The organism is Amycolatopsis sp. YIM 10 (genome assembly GCF_009429145.1).
Lineage (GTDB): Bacteria > Actinomycetota > Actinomycetes > Mycobacteriales > Pseudonocardiaceae > Amycolatopsis.
Genome location: NZ_CP045480.1, coordinates 6,634,726 through 6,650,146 on the forward strand (window position 1 = coordinate 6,634,726; position 15,421 = coordinate 6,650,146).

At 70.3% G+C, this 15,421-nt stretch carries 15 protein-coding genes; 10 read left to right on the forward strand and 5 right to left on the reverse strand.

Translation table 11 applies throughout. The features are described 5' to 3' along the window. Nucleotides 1-44 precede the first annotated feature (44 nt). Together YIM_RS31320 and YIM_RS31325 are read left to right on the forward strand one after the other, a co-directional pair. Nucleotides 45-695 carry a GntR family transcriptional regulator gene (locus YIM_RS31320; protein ID WP_370468900.1) on the forward strand — a complete coding sequence of 217 codons (651 nt, stop codon included), beginning with the start codon at nucleotides 45-47 and terminating at the stop codon, nucleotides 693-695. Next, entirely contained in the window at nucleotides 695-1,693 is a 999-nt protein-coding gene (locus tag YIM_RS31325; RefSeq protein WP_153033749.1) for a 1-aminocyclopropane-1-carboxylate deaminase, read from the forward strand. Before YIM_RS31320 ends, YIM_RS31325 begins: the two co-directional genes overlap by 1 nt. 10 nt (nucleotides 1,694-1,703) lie before the next feature. Here YIM_RS31325 and YIM_RS31330 read toward each other — a convergent pair whose 3' ends face one another. From YIM_RS31330 to YIM_RS31340, 3 genes are read right to left on the reverse strand one after another with little or no spacing between them, the layout of a single operon-like run. Then, nucleotides 1,704-2,090, reverse strand: coding sequence for a RidA family protein (locus tag YIM_RS31330; RefSeq protein WP_153033750.1), 387 nt, complete (start codon nucleotides 2,088-2,090; stop codon nucleotides 1,704-1,706). A gap of 5 nt (nucleotides 2,091-2,095) precedes the next feature. After that, nucleotides 2,096-2,857, reverse strand: coding sequence for an IclR family transcriptional regulator (locus YIM_RS31335; RefSeq protein WP_153033751.1), 762 nt, complete (start codon nucleotides 2,855-2,857; stop codon nucleotides 2,096-2,098). Beyond that, nucleotides 2,854-3,798 (reverse strand): sugar kinase, encoded by a 945-nt coding sequence (locus YIM_RS31340; RefSeq protein ID WP_370469033.1) that lies wholly within the window; start codon nucleotides 3,796-3,798, stop codon nucleotides 2,854-2,856. The genes YIM_RS31335 and YIM_RS31340 overlap by 4 nt, the downstream gene beginning before the upstream one ends. Nucleotides 3,799-3,948: 150 nt before the next feature. Here YIM_RS31340 and YIM_RS31345 point away from each other — a divergent pair, with 150 nt between their 5' ends. From YIM_RS31345 to YIM_RS31380, 8 genes are all read left to right on the forward strand, one after another. Then, nucleotides 3,949-5,250 (forward strand): amino acid deaminase, encoded by a 1,302-nt coding sequence (locus YIM_RS31345; RefSeq protein WP_153033753.1) that lies wholly within the window; start codon nucleotides 3,949-3,951, stop codon nucleotides 5,248-5,250. A 9-nt stretch (nucleotides 5,251-5,259) separates the two neighbouring features. Next, on the forward strand, nucleotides 5,260-6,858 hold the full coding sequence (locus YIM_RS31350) for an amidohydrolase family protein (RefSeq protein ID WP_153033754.1): 1,599 nt from the start codon (nucleotides 5,260-5,262) through the stop codon (nucleotides 6,856-6,858). Then, nucleotides 6,855-8,252: a GntP family permease gene (locus tag YIM_RS31355; protein ID WP_153033755.1), complete on the forward strand. Its 1,398-nt coding sequence runs from the start codon at nucleotides 6,855-6,857 to the stop codon at nucleotides 8,250-8,252. Before YIM_RS31350 ends, YIM_RS31355 begins: the two co-directional genes overlap by 4 nt. Nucleotides 8,253-8,302: 50 nt before the next feature. Next, nucleotides 8,303-9,430: a lactonase family protein gene (locus YIM_RS31360; protein WP_153033756.1), complete on the forward strand. Its 1,128-nt coding sequence runs from the start codon at nucleotides 8,303-8,305 to the stop codon at nucleotides 9,428-9,430. Between the two features lie 154 nt (nucleotides 9,431-9,584). Further along, entirely contained in the window at nucleotides 9,585-10,880 is a 1,296-nt protein-coding gene (locus YIM_RS31365; RefSeq protein WP_153033757.1) for an extracellular solute-binding protein, read from the forward strand. 7 nt (nucleotides 10,881-10,887) lie between these two features. Continuing rightward, the gene (locus tag YIM_RS31370) at nucleotides 10,888-11,847 is read left to right on the forward strand and encodes a carbohydrate ABC transporter permease (protein ID WP_153033758.1); all 960 of its coding nucleotides are present in this window, start codon (nucleotides 10,888-10,890) and stop codon (nucleotides 11,845-11,847) included. Then, complete coding sequence (locus YIM_RS31375) at nucleotides 11,844-12,752, forward strand: carbohydrate ABC transporter permease (RefSeq protein WP_153033759.1); 909 nt, start codon at nucleotides 11,844-11,846, stop codon at nucleotides 12,750-12,752. The genes YIM_RS31370 and YIM_RS31375 overlap by 4 nt, the downstream gene beginning before the upstream one ends. Beyond that, nucleotides 12,749-14,242, forward strand: a complete 1,494-nt coding sequence (locus YIM_RS31380; RefSeq protein WP_153033760.1) for a beta-N-acetylhexosaminidase — start codon at nucleotides 12,749-12,751, stop codon at nucleotides 14,240-14,242. Before YIM_RS31375 ends, YIM_RS31380 begins: the two co-directional genes overlap by 4 nt. On the opposite strand, the gene YIM_RS31385 is transcribed toward YIM_RS31380, so the two are convergent. Together YIM_RS31385 and YIM_RS31390 are read right to left on the reverse strand one after the other, a co-directional pair. After that, nucleotides 14,147-14,620 (reverse strand): NUDIX hydrolase, encoded by a 474-nt coding sequence (locus tag YIM_RS31385; protein WP_153033761.1) that lies wholly within the window; start codon nucleotides 14,618-14,620, stop codon nucleotides 14,147-14,149. The two genes, YIM_RS31380 and YIM_RS31385, sit on opposite strands and share 96 nt — an antisense overlap. Next, entirely contained in the window at nucleotides 14,617-15,363 is a 747-nt protein-coding gene (locus YIM_RS31390; protein ID WP_153033762.1) for a TetR/AcrR family transcriptional regulator, read from the reverse strand. Before YIM_RS31390 ends, YIM_RS31385 begins: the two co-directional genes overlap by 4 nt. Between the last annotated feature and the right edge of the window lie 58 nt (nucleotides 15,364-15,421).

Genomic DNA, 15,421 nt, shown 5'->3' on the forward strand with positions numbered 1-15,421 from the left:
CGGGACCCTGGTGGTCCCCTGCTCCGACAGCTAACATGTTAGATGTGAGCAACCTGAAGCCCGTTCGGCGCGTGTTGCTGCGGGACGAGGCGTACGAACTCCTGCGGCGCGCGATCATCACCGGGGACCTGGCCCCCGGCCAGCAGTTGCGCGAGCACGACCTGGCCGCGGAACTGGGCCTTTCCCGCGCGCCGGTGCGGCAGGCGCTGACCAGGCTGACCACCGAAGGCCTGGTCGAGTCGAAGCCGCAGAGCTTCACCAGGGTCGCGCCACTGGAGAGCGATGACGTGCGCGACGCGCTCGGCCTGACCAGGGCGCTGCACGAGTTCGCCGTGCGCACGGCCCGCCTCAAGCCCGGAGACCTGGACCGGATGCGCGCGGCCAACGCCAGGTTCGCCGCCGCCATCGAGGCCCGCGACGTCGACGCGGCGATCGAAGCGGACGACGAGTTCCACGACGTACCGGTCGAGGCCTGCGGCAACCGCGCGGTCGCCGAGACGCTCGACCGCTACACCTCCCTGCTGCGCCGCCTCGAGCGCGCGCGGTTCGCCAGCCTGCCCGCGCACCGCTCGGTCCGGCGGCACGAACAGCTCATCGACGCCCTCGCGGCGGGTGAAACCGGCGAAGCCATCCGGATCACCGGCCGCATCTGGGCCGAACTCGGCGACCTGATGGCCGCCGGAGAGGAAACCTGATGTCCCTCGACTCCTTCCCCCGCCACCCGCTGCTGTTCGGCCCGTCGCCGGTGCACCGGCTCGACCGGCTCACCGCACACCTCGGCGGTGCCGAGATCTGGGCCAAGCGCGAGGACGTCAACTCCGGGCTCGCGTACGGGGGCAACAAGACCCGCAAGCTGGAGTACCTGGTCGCCGACGCACTCGCATCCGGCGCGGACACGCTGCTCTCGATCGGCGGCGTGCAGTCGAACCACACCAGGCAGGTGGCCGCGGCCGCCGCCCGCACCGGGCTGAAAGCCGTGCTGGTGCAGGAAAGCTGGGTGGACTGGAAGGACCCCGGCTACGACCGGGTCGGCAACATCCAGCTCTCCCGGCTGATGGGCGCCGACGTCCGGCTGGTCGAGGCCGGGTTCGGCATCGGGTTCAAGGAGAGCTGGGAGCGGGCGATCGCCGAGATCGAGGCGGGCGGCGGCAAGCCGTACGCCATCCCGGCCGGCGCGTCCGACCACCGGCTCGGCGGGCTCGGCTTCGCGAACTGGATGCGTGAAGTCGAGGCGCAGGAACGGGAACTGGGCGTGTACTTCGACACGATCGTGGTCTGCTCGGTCACCGGCAGCACGCAGGCGGGCATGATCGCCGGCGCCGCGCTGAGTGACCGGCCGCGCCGGATCATCGGCATCGACGCCTCGGCCAAGCCGGCCGAAACCCGGGCGCAGGTGGACCGGATCGCGAAGGCGACCGCTTCGTTGATCGACGCCCCGCGCGAGCCGGACGAGGTGATCCTCGACGAGCGGTACCACGCGGGGATCTACGGCGTGCCGGACGAGTCCACTGTGGACGCCATGCGCACGGCGGGACGGCTGGAGGGGATGATCACCGACCCGGTGTACGAGGGCAAGTCGATGGCGGGCCTGATCGATCTGGTCTCGCGCGGGGAAATCCCGCGGGATTCGAAGGTGCTGTACGCGCACCTGGGCGGGCAGCCGGCCCTCAGCGCGTACAGCGACCTTCCCTGACCGCCGCGAGTCAGTCGCCGATGACGGCGAGCAGGTCGATCTCGACCAGCAGGCCGGCGGGCAGGCCCACGTAGACGGTGGTGCGCGCCGGGAAGGCGGGCTCGCCGATCAGTTCGTTGTAGACCTCGTTGAACTCGGCGAAGTGCGCGGTGTCGGTCAGGTACGCCCGCGTCATCACCACGTCGTCCCAGCTCGCCCCGGCCGCCTCCAGCACGGCGGTGAGGTTCTTGAACGTCTGCCGGGTCTGCTCGCCGACCGAATCCCCGACGATCTTGTTCGTCCCGGGTTCGAAGGCGACCTGGCCGGCCAGCTGCAGGATGTTCCCCTTCCGAACGGCCTGCGCGAAGTTCGCCACCGGTGTGGGGGCGTTCTCCGTGCTGATCGCGACCTTGCCCATGTGCCTCATCCTTCCGTGTTCCTAGCTTCCGTCCATCCACTGTGGATGGACGCATCCTCGGCGGCCGCGACCAGGTCCGGTACCAGCGCGAGCAGTCCCTCGTAGTCCAGCAGCACCTTGGGCACCGAAAGGCTGGCCGCGGCCAGCACCTCGCCGCCCGCCCCGCGCACCGGCGCGGCGATGCAGTGGATGAAGTCCTCGTGCTCGGCGTTGTCCACCGCGTACCCGCGGCGCTCGATCTGCTCCAGTTCGGCCAGGTACCCGGCCGCCGAGGAAATCGTATTCGCGGTCATCCGCACGTAGTCGATGCGGTGAGCCACCTCATGCCGCCGGTCCTTGCCGAAGGAGGCGACCAGCACCTTGCCGACCGCGGTGCAGTGCAGCGGCGCGCGTTTGCCGACGCGCGAGTACATCCGGACCGAATGGCGTCCCTCGTACTTGTCGATGTAGACCACTTCGCCGTCGTCGTAGCTGGCGAGGTGCACGGTGTGCCCGGTGCGCGCGTTGAGCGCGGACAACGCGGGCTGCGCGGCGCGGCGGACGTCGTAGCCTTCCAGCGCTTGGTTCGCCAGGTCGAACAACGCGGTGCCGAGCCGGTAGTACCGCGTGCCGTCGCGGCGGACGAAGTGGTGCTGTTCGAGCGTGCGCAGCAACCGCAGCACGGTCGACTTGTGCACGCCGACCTCTTCGGCGAGCTGGTCGAGGGTCTTGTGTTCCTTCGCCAGCCCGGAAAGCACGGTGAGCGCCCGGTCCAGGCTCTGGCTCATGCGCGCACCACTCCCTCGTCCGTCAGCCTGCTCGCCGCCCAGGTCCGCTCGTCGGCGGCGAGCAGCCCGGCGACCACGTCCGGTGGCAGCGGCGGCCCCACATCGTCGTGCGTGCGCAGCGTAGAGGCCGCCTGGAGGTGGCCGGAGCGCAGGCGGGTCAGCGGGTCCTCCCCGCGCAGCGTCGCGGCGAGGAAACCGGCCGCGAAGGCGTCGCCCGCCCCGACCGGCTCGACCACGTCGACCTTCAGCGCGGGCGCGAACACCGGCTCCCGGTCGCCTTCGAGCAGGGTGGCGCCACGTGCGCCGTGCTTGATCACCAGCGTCTCCGGTTCCGGCAGGCGCTTGCGCAGCACGCCGGGATCACCGCTCCCCCAGACGATTTCGGCCTCGTCGTCGCCCGCGAGCACGATGTCGGCCTGCCGGGCGAGTTCGGTCAGCTCGGCGGCGGGGTCGCGATCGGACCACAGCACCGGGCGGAAGTTCAGGTCGAACGAAACGCGCGTACCGGCCCGCGGCAGGGCGAGCACCTCACGGACGAGGTCGGCGCAGGTGGCGGACAGCGCCGGAGTGATCCCGCTCAGGTGGATCACGCCCACCGCGCCCAGGTCGAGACCACGCAACAGGTCCGGGCTCATCGCCGAGGCCGCCGAGCCGGTCCGGTAGTAGCGCACCGGACTGCCGCCGGAGCTGCTCTCCTTGACGTACAACCCGGTCGGCCGCGCCGGGTCGACGACGGCGCCGCCGACGTCCACTCCCGCGGCCGCGATCTCCTCGAGCAGCGCGCGCCCGAACGGATCGTCGCCGACGGCGCTGGCCCAGCGGCTGCGCAGGCCGAGGCCGGCGAGGTGACAGGCCACATTGGACTCCGCGCCGCCGATCGTGCGCTGCCAGGTCCGCACGCGGTGCGGTGGCCCGGCTTCACCAGGGACAAAAAGCGCCATCGACTCGCCGATGCAGAGCACTTCCGGCAGGTTGGACAAACCCGACTCCCCGCGTTTTCTCGCCGTTGACCAGTCGCGACCCGGATGCTACACCTATGCCACGCAATATGCGCAACGCCCGTTGCAACATGTGCAACGCTTGGAGGCTGACTGGTGAGCTGCGAGATCAACGAGGCCGCACTGGGGAGCGCCCGGAACGAAACCATCGACTGGCGATTCAAGTCGATCCCGGCCGCGTTGTCCGGCCGCCGGATCGGTGACGCCGCGGCGGCCAAGCCGGACCTGTTCACCGACGGCTTCCTCGGCCCGGTCGTGGTGCTGGAGGAGGACGCGCTCGCGCACAACCTGCGTGAGATGGCTGCCTGGTGCGCCGGGCACGGCGTGGAACTGGCGCCACACGGCAAAACCACCATGGCGCCGGCGTTGTTCGCCCGCCAGATCGAGCACGGCGCCTGGGGCATCACCGCCGCGAACGCCAGCCAGCTGCGGGTCTACCGCGCGTTCGGTGTCTCCCGGGTGCTGCTGGCCAACCAGCTGGTCGACCCGGCCGCACTGGCCTGGCTGTCCGCCGAATTGGACGCCGACCCGTCGTTCGAGTTCACCTGCTGGGCCGACTCGACCGCCGGGGTGGCGCAGATGGGCGCCGCGCTGACCGGGACGCGGCCGGTGGACGTGCTGGTGGAGCTGGGCGCCGACGGCGGCCGCACCGGGGCGCGTGACCGGGCCACCGCGATCGCCGTCGCCGAGGCCGTGCACGCCAGCCCGGCGCTGCGCCTGGCCGGGGTCGGCGGTTACGAAGGCGCGCTGGCACACGACTCGAGCGAAGCGTCCCAGGCCCGGGTCAAGTCCTATGTGGACGATCTGCGCGAGCTGGCGGTGGACCTGCACGGGCGCGGGCTGTTCGCCGACGTGGACGAGATCATCGTGACCGCGGGCGGCAGCGCGTACTTCGACCAGGTCGCCGAGGGCATCACCACCGGCTGGCCGGACGGGCTCAAAATCCGTCCGGTGTTGCGCAGCGGCGCCTACCTCACCCACGACGACGGCTTCTACCGCGGCATTTCGCCGCTGGGCGAGCACCCGCGCACCACCGGCGCCGAGCCGTTCCGGTCCGCGTTGCGCGCCTGGGCGCAGGTGACATCGAAGCCGTCCGGCGAGCTGGCGCTGCTCACCATGGGCAAACGCGACGCCTCCTTCGACGAGGGACTGCCCGAACCCCAGCTGCGCCGCGGCCCCGACGACCGGGTGGACCCGCTGACCGGGCACACCGTCACCGCGATGAACGACCAGCACGCCTTTCTCTCGCTGCCGCCGGATTCACCGGTAGCGGTCGGCGACTGGATCGGGCTCGGGCTTTCACACCCGTGCACGGTGTTCGACAAGTGGCCGCTCATCCCCGTGGTCGACGCCGACGGCCGCACGGTCGTCGACTTCGTCCGTACCTACTTCTAAGGGCTGCACATGGACCTCGTGATCAGCGGCGCGCGGATCGCCGACGGCACCGGCGCGCCGCTCGAAACCGGTGACGTCGGACTGGACGGCGGCCGCGTCGCGGCGATCGGCGCGCCCGGTTCGCTCAGCGGCCGGAAGCGGCTCGATGCCACCGGACTGGTGCTCTCGCCGGGGTTCATCGACATGCACTCCCATTCGGACATCCAGGTGCTGGCCGAACCGGACCATCTCGCGAAGGTGTCCCAGGGCGTGACCACCGAGGTACTCGGCCAGGACGGGCTGTCCTACGCCCCGGTCGACGACACGACGCTGGCCGCGCTGCGCGCGCAGCTGGCCGGGTGGAACGACGACCCGCCGGGCTTCGACTGGAACTGGCGCTCGGTCGGCGAGTACCTCGACCGGCTGGACCAGGGCATCGCGGTGAACGCGGCGTACCTGATCCCGCAGGGCTCGGTGCGCATGCTGGCGGTCGGCTTCGACGACCGGCCGGCCACCGAGGACGAGCTGAACCGGATGCGCGGACTGCTGGTCACCGGGCTGGCCGAAGGCGCGGTCGGCATGTCGTCGGGGCTGACCTACACCCCGGGCATGTACGCGAGCACCGAGGAACTGGTGGACCTGTGCACCGTGGTCGGCGCGCACGGCGGGTACTACAGCCCGCACCACCGCAGCTACGGCGCCGGTGCGCTGGAGGCCTTCGCCGAGATGGTCGACGTGTCGCGGCGCTCGGGCTGCCCGCTGCACCTCGCGCACGCGACGATGAACTTCTCGGTGAACAAGGGCCGCGCGCCCGAGTTGCTGCGACTGCTCGACGACGCGCTCGCCGACGGCTGCGACATCTCGCTCGACACCTATCCGTACCTTCCGGGCGCCACCTACCTGTCCGCGCTGCTGCCGAGCTGGTCGGCCGAAGGCGGCCTGGAGGCGACGCTGGCGCGGCTGTCCGATCCGGACACTCGCGAGCGGATCCGCGTCGAGATCGAGGAAACCGGTTCGGACGGCGCGCACGGCGTGCCGATCGACTGGGAGGCCATCGAGATCAACGGGGTCCGCAACCCGGACAACGCGCACCTGGTCGGGCACAGCGTGGCCGAGTCCGCGCGACGAGCCGGGCGGCCGACGTCCGAGCTGTACTTCGACGTGCTGATCTCCGAACGCCTTGGCACCTCGTGCCTGATGCACGTCGGGCACGAGGAGAACGTGCAGGCGATCATGCGGCACGTCACGCACACCGGCGGCAGCGACGGGCTGCTCGTCGGCGCGCGCCCACACCCGCGGGCGTGGGGGACCTTCCCCCGCTACCTCGCCAGGTACGTCCGCGAACTGGGCGTGCTGGACCTCGCCGACTGCGTCGCGCACCTCACCGGGCGCGCGGCGAAGCGCCTGCGCCTGGCCGATCGTGGCCTGGTACGCGAAGGGCACGCGGCCGACCTGGTGCTGTTCGACCCGGACGCGGTCGCCGACACCGCCACCTTCGACGAACCCCGGCAACAGGCGGACGGAATCCCGTACGTCTTCGTCAACGGGGTCGCCGCCATCGACGACGGCCGCGCCACCGGCGCGCTCGCCGGGCATTCACTCCGCAAGCGAGAAAGCACGACCACATGACCGGATTCATCGACTGGCTGCAGCACTCCACGGCCGGCCTGCTCACCCTCGCCGCGCTCTCCATCGCGGTACTGCTGCTGTCGATCATCAAGCTCAAGCTCGAACCGTTCATCGCGCTGATCGTGGTGGGCCTGCTCACCGCGCTGGCCGCGGGCGTGCCGGTGGGCACCCTGGTCGGCTCCGCGCAGAAGGCCTCGGATTCGCTGCTGGAAAAGGGTTTCGGCGGCATCCTCGGGCACATCGCGGCGATCATCGGGCTGGGCACCCTGCTCGGTGCGATCCTGGAACGCTCCGGCGGGGCCAGGGTGCTGACCACCACGCTGCTGCGGGCCTTCGGCGAGAAGCGCGCGCCGCTGGCGATGGGCGTGGCCGGGCTGATCTTCGGCATCCCGGTGTTCTTCGACATCGGCATCTTCGTGCTGGCACCGCTGGTCTACGTGGCCGCCAAGCAGGGCGGCAAGTCGATCATCCTGTACTGCATGCCGCTGCTCGCCGGGCTCTCGGTGACGCACGCCTTCCTGCCACCGCACCCGGGTCCGGTGGCCGCGGCCGGACTGCTCGGCGTCGATCTCGGCTGGGTCATCCTGATGGGCGCGATCTGCGGGCTGCCCGCCTGGTTCATCGGCGGCGTGGTGTATTCGTCGTGGATCGGCAAGAAGATCGTGCTGCCGGTGCCCGAGGAAATGCTGGTGGAGAACGGGGACGACGAGCAGGAGAACCCGCCGTCGCTCGGGCTGGTCGCGTTCATCATCGCGGTGCCGCTGGTGCTGATCCTGGTCGGCACGTTCGGCAGCATCTGGCTGCCCAAGGATTCGACCACGCTGTCCGGCATCGCCGCGTTCATCGGCACGCCTGCGGTGGCGCTGACCATCGCGGTGCTGCTGGCCTCCTGGCTGCTCGGCACCCGGCGCGGGATGACCGGCAAGCAGCTGAGCGAGCTTTCGGCCACCGCGCTGCGGCCGGTGGCGATGATCCTGCTGGTGGTCGGCGCCGGCGCGTTCTTCGGCGCGGTGCTCTCGGCCACCGGCATCGGCAAGGCGGTGGCCGGTTCGCTGGACGACGCCGGGCTGCCGGTGATCCTGGCCGCGTACGTGATCAGCTGCGGCATGCGGATCGCGCAGGGCTCGGCCACCGTCGCGATCGTGACCACCAGCGGCATCATCGCGCCGACGGTCACCGAACTCGGTTACTCGCAGGTGCAGCTGGCGCTGCTGGTGGTGGCCATCGCCGCCGGGTCGATCATCGCCTCGCACGTCAACGACGGCGGGTTCTGGATCGTCTCGCGCTACTTCGGCATCTCGGTTGCCGACACCCTGAAAACGTGGACAGTGCTGGAAACCGTGCTCTCGGTCGCCGGTTTCGCCGTCGCCGCACTGATCATGGCGTTTGTCTGACGCAGTTCCCAAGCCGCCACAACGATTCACACAACTGAAGGAGTGGATGGATGGTTGGGTTCGATCGCCGGAGATTTCTGGGGGCCGTTGGCGCGGCGGGCGCCGTCGGTTTGACCGGCATGCTCACCGGCCGCGCGGCCGCGAGCACGGAAAGGGCGGGGTGCGTGGTCTACCTGGGCAGTTACACCACCTGGGGCGAGCCGCCCGGCGTCGGTCTCCAGGTGGCCACGCGTGGCAGCGGCCCGGCGCTGACGCTGGGCGCGACCGTGCCGGGTGTGCCCGACGCGTCGTGGCTGGCGGTGTCGAAGGACAAGCTGTACTCGACCAACGAGCTGGTGCCGGACGGGCAGGTGACCACGCTGAGCGCGGCGAACCCGCCGAAGGTGCTGGGCAGCCAGCCGGTCGGCGGCGCGGGCACCACGCACCTGTCGGTGCACCCGAGCGGGAAGTTCGTGCTGACCGCCAACTACACCGACGGCACGGTGTCCGTGCTGCCCATCCAGAGCGGCGGCAAGGCGGGGCCGCCGACCGACGTCGTCAAGCACACCGGCGGGGAGCGCGAGGCACACGCCCACCAGGTGGTGACCGATCCCAGTGGCAAGTGGGTGGTCGCGGTCGACCTGGGCACCGACTCGGTCTACGTGTACAAACTGGACCTCGGTACCGGGAAGCTCAAGCTGAACCAGCAGCTCAAGCTGCCGTCCGGGGCCGGGCCGCGGCACCTGGTGTTCCATCCGAACGGCAAGTACGCCTACATCCTCGGCGAACTGCGGGCGGAGATCACCGTCGCCGCGTGGGACGCGAACGCGGGCAAGCTGACCGCCGGGGCCGTGGTGCCGACCGTGCCCTCGACCGCGCCGGTCCCCCAGTACCCGGCCGAGATCGCCATCTCGCGGGACGGCCGGTTCGTCTACGCGTCGAACCGCGGTGAGGACACCATCGCCACCTTCGGCGTCGGCGCGGGTGGTGCGGAGATCACGCGGATCGGCGAGAACGCCACCACCGGCGGCGCCTGGCCGCGGCACTTCACCCTCGACCCGTCGGAGCGGTGGGTCTACGTGGCGAACCAGCGCTCGAACACGGTCACCTGGCTGCCACGCGACCCGGCGACCGGACTGCTGGGCAAGCCGGCGGGTTCGCTCGCGGTCAACCATGTCGCCTTTGTGCTCTTCCGGTGACCAGGCGGACAGCGCCTAGCGGCCATGAGCGGGGCTTTTCCGCCCCGCTCATGGCTTTCCGGGTGGTCTAGACCCTTGTGTGGGCGCGGGCACAGTTCTACGATTCGTTGCTAATAGCGAAACGCCCATTGCGAATAGTGCAACGGAGTGCTTGATGAACAGAAGACTCAGCCGCGTGGTCGCGGCGGTGGCGCTGGCCGCCGGGCTCACCGCCTCGGCGTGCGCGCCCACGCAGTCCGGTGGCCCGGCCGAAGGCGGCGACGAACAGACCGGCCCGCTGCGCGTGTGGTTGTTCGACGAAGCCAAGCGCCAGCCCAAGGAAGCCGTGGTGAACGAGGCGATCGCCGAGTTCGAGGCGGCGCACCCCGGCGTCAAGGTCGAGGTGCAGTGGGTCGCCGTGGAAGGCCGGGCGGACAAGTTCTCCGGTGCCTTCAACGACCCGAACAACGCGCCGGACGTGGCCGAGTTCGGCAACACCGACGCCGCCAGCTACGCCGAGACCGGTGCCTTCGCCGACCTCACCGCGGACATCCAGGGCTGGTCCGAGGGCGCCGACCTGCTGCCGACCGTGCTCGACACGGCCAAGGTGGACGGCAAGGTCTACGGCCTGCCGTGGTTCACCGGCATCCGGGCGCTGTACTACCGGACCGACGTGTTCACCGAACTCGGCCTGCAGCCGCCGAAGTCGATCGCGGAGCTGACCGAGACCGCGCGCAAGATCCGGCAGGCCAAGCCCGAGCTGTACGGCATCTCGGTCGGCGGCCAGTACACCTACGCGATGCTGCCGTTCCTGTGGGCCAACGGCGGGGAGATCGCCCGCCAGGACGGCGAGCGCTGGTCCGCCTCGCTCACCTCAGGCGAGGCCAAGGCCGGCGTGCAGGCCTACGCGGACCTGATCAAGCCGGACATCTGCCCGCCGGAGCAGTGCGCCAACCTCACCGGGACGCAGAGCGTGCAGGCGTTCTCCGGCGGCAAGGCGGGCATGACCGTCGGCGGTGACTTCAACCGCAAGGCCGTCGAAGAGGGAATGAAGGACAAGTACGCGGTCGTGCCGCTGCCGGGCAAGGACCCGGGCTCGATCGCCCCCGCCTTCGCCGGTGGCAACCTGCTCGGTGTGTTCGGCGCGACGAAGCGCAAGTCGCTGGCCGTGCAGTTCACCCAGCTGCTCGGCAACGCCAAGTACCAGGCCAAGATGTACACCGCGATGGGGAACCTGCCCACGCTCGGCAGCGTGCAGCAGCAGCTGTCCGCCACCGATCCGTTCCTCAAGCCGTTCGCGGACACGCTGACCGCGGGCACCAAGTTCGTGCCCGCCACCCCGGCCTGGTCCAAGATCGACGCCCAGAAGATCCTGCCCACCGCGGTGCAGCAGATCGTCACCGGGGAGCAGAACATCGACGGCGCGCTGGCCGGGGCGAGCGAGCGCATGAACAACGCGTTCGGTTCGTAGGAGCCCGATGGCGACCCAGATCCTCCCGGTTCCGGCACCGCCACGCGGTGGCGCCGCCCGCCCGTCCCGCAGGCGCGGTGACGGGCGGGCGGCGATGGTCTACCTGCTGCCGGCGGCGATCCTGCTGCTCGCGGTGCTGGCGTACCCGATCTACCAGCTGGTGCTGATCTCGTTCTACGACTACGGCCAGGCGCAGGCGGCCGGCCGGGCACCGCTGGAGTTCATCGGCTTCGACAACTACACCAAGCTGCTCGGCGAGACGCAGTTCTGGACGGTGCTGGCCAAGACCGTCGGCTTCGCCGGGGTGTGCGTGGTCGGCAGCCTGCTCGTCGGCACCACGCTCGCGGTGCTGGCCAGCCGGGTGCGCGCGCTGCCGCGCATGCTGTTGTTCATCGCCGCGCTCGGCGCGTGGGCGACTCCGGCGCTGGCCGGGTCCTACATCTGGCTGTTCCTCTTCGACACCGACTTCGGCCTGGTCAACGAGGTGCTGTCCGGGCTGGGCTTCGAGTCGATGGCCAAGCACTCGTGGACCTTCGACACCTACAGCGCGTTCGGGCTGGTCGCCGCCGAGGTGATCTGGTGCTCCTTCCCGTTCGTGATGATCACCATGTACGCCGGGATCAAGGCGATCCCGGAGGAGGTGCTCGAAGCGGCCACTCTGGACGGTGCGTCGTGGACGCGGATCGCCACCTCGGTGATGCTGCCGATCCTGCGGCCGGTGCTGATGATCGCCACCATCCAGTCGATCATCTGGGACTTCAAGGTGTTCACCCAGATCTACGTGATGACCAACGGGGGCGGGCTGGCCGGGCGGAACCTGGTGCTCAACGTCTACGCCTACCAGGAAGCCTTCGCCGGGGCCGACTACGGCCTCGGCGCCGCGATCGGGGTGGTGATGACCTTGCTGCTGCTGTCCATCACCACGCTCTACGTCCGGTCGCAGAAACGGGAAGCGGGGCTGCTATGACGGCGACGGCGACCGCGCCGCCGGTGGTGCGGACCGAACCGCGGGTGCCGCGACGGCGGCGGCCGCGGCGGCCGGGCAGGCTGATCGCGGAGATCATCACCGTGGTGGTGGCCGGGATCGTGGCCTTCCCGCTGTACTGGATGGTGCTCTCGGCGCTCAAGCCGGCCGGGGAGATCCAGTCGGCGAACCCGCGCCCGTGGACCTTCTCCCCCAGCTTCGACAGCTTCGAGCGCGTGCTGGGTTCGGCGGGGCTGGGCCGGTACTTCGTGAACAGCGTGATCGTCGCGGTGGTGGTGGTCGCGCTGTCGATGCTGCTGTCCTTCCTCGCCGCGGTGGCACTGACCCGGTTCCGGTTCAAGGGGCGCACGGTGCTGCTGGTGATGTTGCTGGTAGCGCAGATGGTGCCGATCGAGGCGCTGACCATTCCGCTGTTCTTCCTGATGCGCTCGGTCGGGGACGTGGCGCCCGCGTTCGGGCTGAACGAACTGGGTTCGCTGGTGCTGGTGCACCTGGCCTTCACCCTGCCGTTCGCGATCTGGATGCTGCGGGGCTTCGTCGCCGCGGTGCCCGCGGAACTGGAGGAGGCGGCCACCGTGGACGGGGCCAGCCGGTTCCGGTTCACCTGGCAGATCCTGTTCCCGCTGGTGGCGCCCGGACTCGTGGCGACCAGCGTGCTCTCGTTCATCCACGCCTGGAACGACTTCCTGTTCGCCAAGACGTTCATCATCTCCGACACCAGCAACCAGACGCTGCCGTTGGGCATCCTGGTGTTCTTCAAGCCCGAGGAGAACGATTGGGGCGCGATCATGGCCGGTTCGACGCTGATGACCATTCCGGTACTGGTGTTCTTCCTGCTGGTGCAGCGGAAACTGGTCTCCGGCATGGCGGGGGCGGTGAAGGGATGACCGGCTTCGACGGCCTGCTCCCCCGGCCGTTCTCGGCCGAGCCGCATGCCGGTGTGTCCGCAGTGGAGACTGTGACGCACCGCGAGGACACCGCGATCCCGGCCGAGGGTTACCGGCTGGAGATCACCCCGGACTCGATCACGCTGAGCGCTTCGGACGCGGCGGGCCGGTTCTACGGCGCGCAGACGCTCAAACAGCTGCGCGGCCCGTCCGCGTTCCGCGCCGCCGGGTTCACTCCGGGCGCGGTGCCCTGCGGGGTCATCGTCGACCACCCGCGGTTCGCCTGGCGCGGCTGCCTGCTCGACGTGGCACGCAACTTCCGCACCAAGGCCGAGGTGCTGCGATTCGTCGACCTGCTCGCCGCGCACAAGCTGAACGTGCTGCACCTGCACCTGACCGACGACCAGGGCTGGCGCGTGGAGATCCCGCAGTTCCCGAAGCTGACCTCGGTCGGCGGCTGGCGGCGCGGATCGATGGTCGGCAGGCACGACGGGCCGGAGCGCGACGGGCGGCCGCACGGCGGTTTCTACACCCTCGACGACTTGCGCGAGATCGTCGCGTACGCGGGCGAACGGCACATCACCGTGGTGCCGGAGATCGATGTGCCCGGCCATTCGCAGGCGGCCATCGCGGCCTATCCGGAACTGGGCGGCGGCGAGCCGGTCGAGGTGTGGACCTCATGGGGGATCAATCCCCGCCTGCTCGACCCCACGGAATCCACAGTGGACTTCTACCGCACGGTGCTGGACGTGGTGCTGGAGGTCTTCCCCAGCGAGGTGATCGCCATCGGCGGCGACGAGGTGCCCGGCGCGACCGAGCGCCACGCCCGGTTCGTCGACCGGATGATCGAGCACCTCCAGAGCCGGGGGCGGCGCGCGCTGGGCTGGGACGAGATCCTCGACGGCAAGCCGGCCACCTCGGCGATCATCGGCTCGTGGCGGGGCGAGGAAGCCGGGGTCCTCGCGGCTTCCGCCGGGCACGACGTGGTGATGTGCCCGGAGCAGCACGTCTACCTGGACCACCGGCAGTCCGACCACCCGGACGAGCCGGTTCCGGTCGGTTTCCTGCACACGCTGGCGGATTTCCACGCCTACGAGCCGTACCCGGCGGACCTGCCGGAGGACGCGCGGCCCCGGATCCTCGGTGCGCAGGCGCAGGTGTGGACCGAGCACCTGGACTCGGTGCGGCGGGTGGACTACGCGGTTTTCCCGCGGCTGTGCGCTTTCGCGGAGGTCGTGTGGTCGACCGGCCCGCGTGACTTCGACGAGTTCTCCGCCCGGCTCACCGAATCACACCTGCCCCGGCTGGACGCGCTGGGCGTCGAATACCGACCCCTGGACGGGCCGCACCCGTGGCAGACCCGCCCCGGAGTGCCCGGCCGCCCGCGCGAGGCCTCAGTGCTGGATCAGGCCGCCGACCGGGACGGGAGCGACGTGGCCGGTCGGCGGAACGGTCCTGACCATGGCAAGACCGACGTCGACCAGCGATGACCGGCGAAGGTGAGCGACGTCGGGGATCGGTGTCCACACCGACTCGGCGGTCGGGCCGTTCGGCTCGGGCCGTAGTTCACCGCCGGTGATCCGGACTCGGTAGAAAACACCGACGTTCTGGTGTGGCAGCGGGCCGGGCACGCGGCGTTCGCCCACGGGGACCAGCCTCGAGTCGACGCCCAGCAGGCGTTCGACCACCGCCTCGCAGCCGGTCTCCTCGGCGACCTCCCGGATCACCGCGTCGAACGGGTCCTCCCCGTGCTCGATCCGGCCGCCCGGAAGGGTCCAGGTGCTCTCGCCGGTGGGTGACACGTGGCGGGCGAGCAGCACCCGCCCGTTCTCGACGCACACGGCGTACGCCGCCAGCCGGAAACTCACCGTGTCCCTGATCCTTGGGCGAGGCGGCTTTCCAAACCGTCGAGGACTCGGGCCAGGCCGTATTCGAAGCTGTCCTCCCGTTCCTCGGTCAGATCGGCGTGGGCGGTGGATTCGGTGAACAACCGGCTCAGGCGCGGGTAGGGCGCCGTCGCCGCTTCCACCGCCGGGCGCAGGACCTCGCCCCATTCCCGCTCGGTCTGCCCGCTGCGCGCGAGCATGGTCAGCCAGGCCGCCTCGGTGATGCCCATGCCGATCACGAAGGAGAACATCGCGCCCAGCGCGCGATCCGCCTCGGGCAAGGAGAACCCGGCATCCTCAAAGATGCCGAGCATGCCCTCGTTCAACCGCATCACGTTCGGGCCGAGGTGGGACAGCCCGACGTTGCCGAGCGCCGAGGCGATCCACGGGTGGCGCACGATCATCGAGCGCACGCTCTGCGCGCAGCCAACGGCCGCCTCGCGCCACCCGCCCGCGCCGATCTCCGGCACCTCGATCTCGCCGTAGACCTCGTCCACGACCAGTTCGATCAGCTCGTCCTTGTTCGCCACGTGCCGGTAGAGCGAGGTCGCCCCGGCACCGAGCGCCTTGCCGAGCGTGCGCATGCTCAGCGCCTCCAGCCCGTCGGCGTCGAGCAACCGCACCGCCTCGGCCACGATCTGCTCCCGGCTCAGCGCCGGCTGCTCGCGCCCCCGCCGGGGCCGCGTCCACACCGAGGGAACCACCTGCCGCTCGTCACCCGTCATGCCCCGCACTGTAGCGCACAGTGTGCGCATTGACGTACGACGATCCTCATGCGTACAG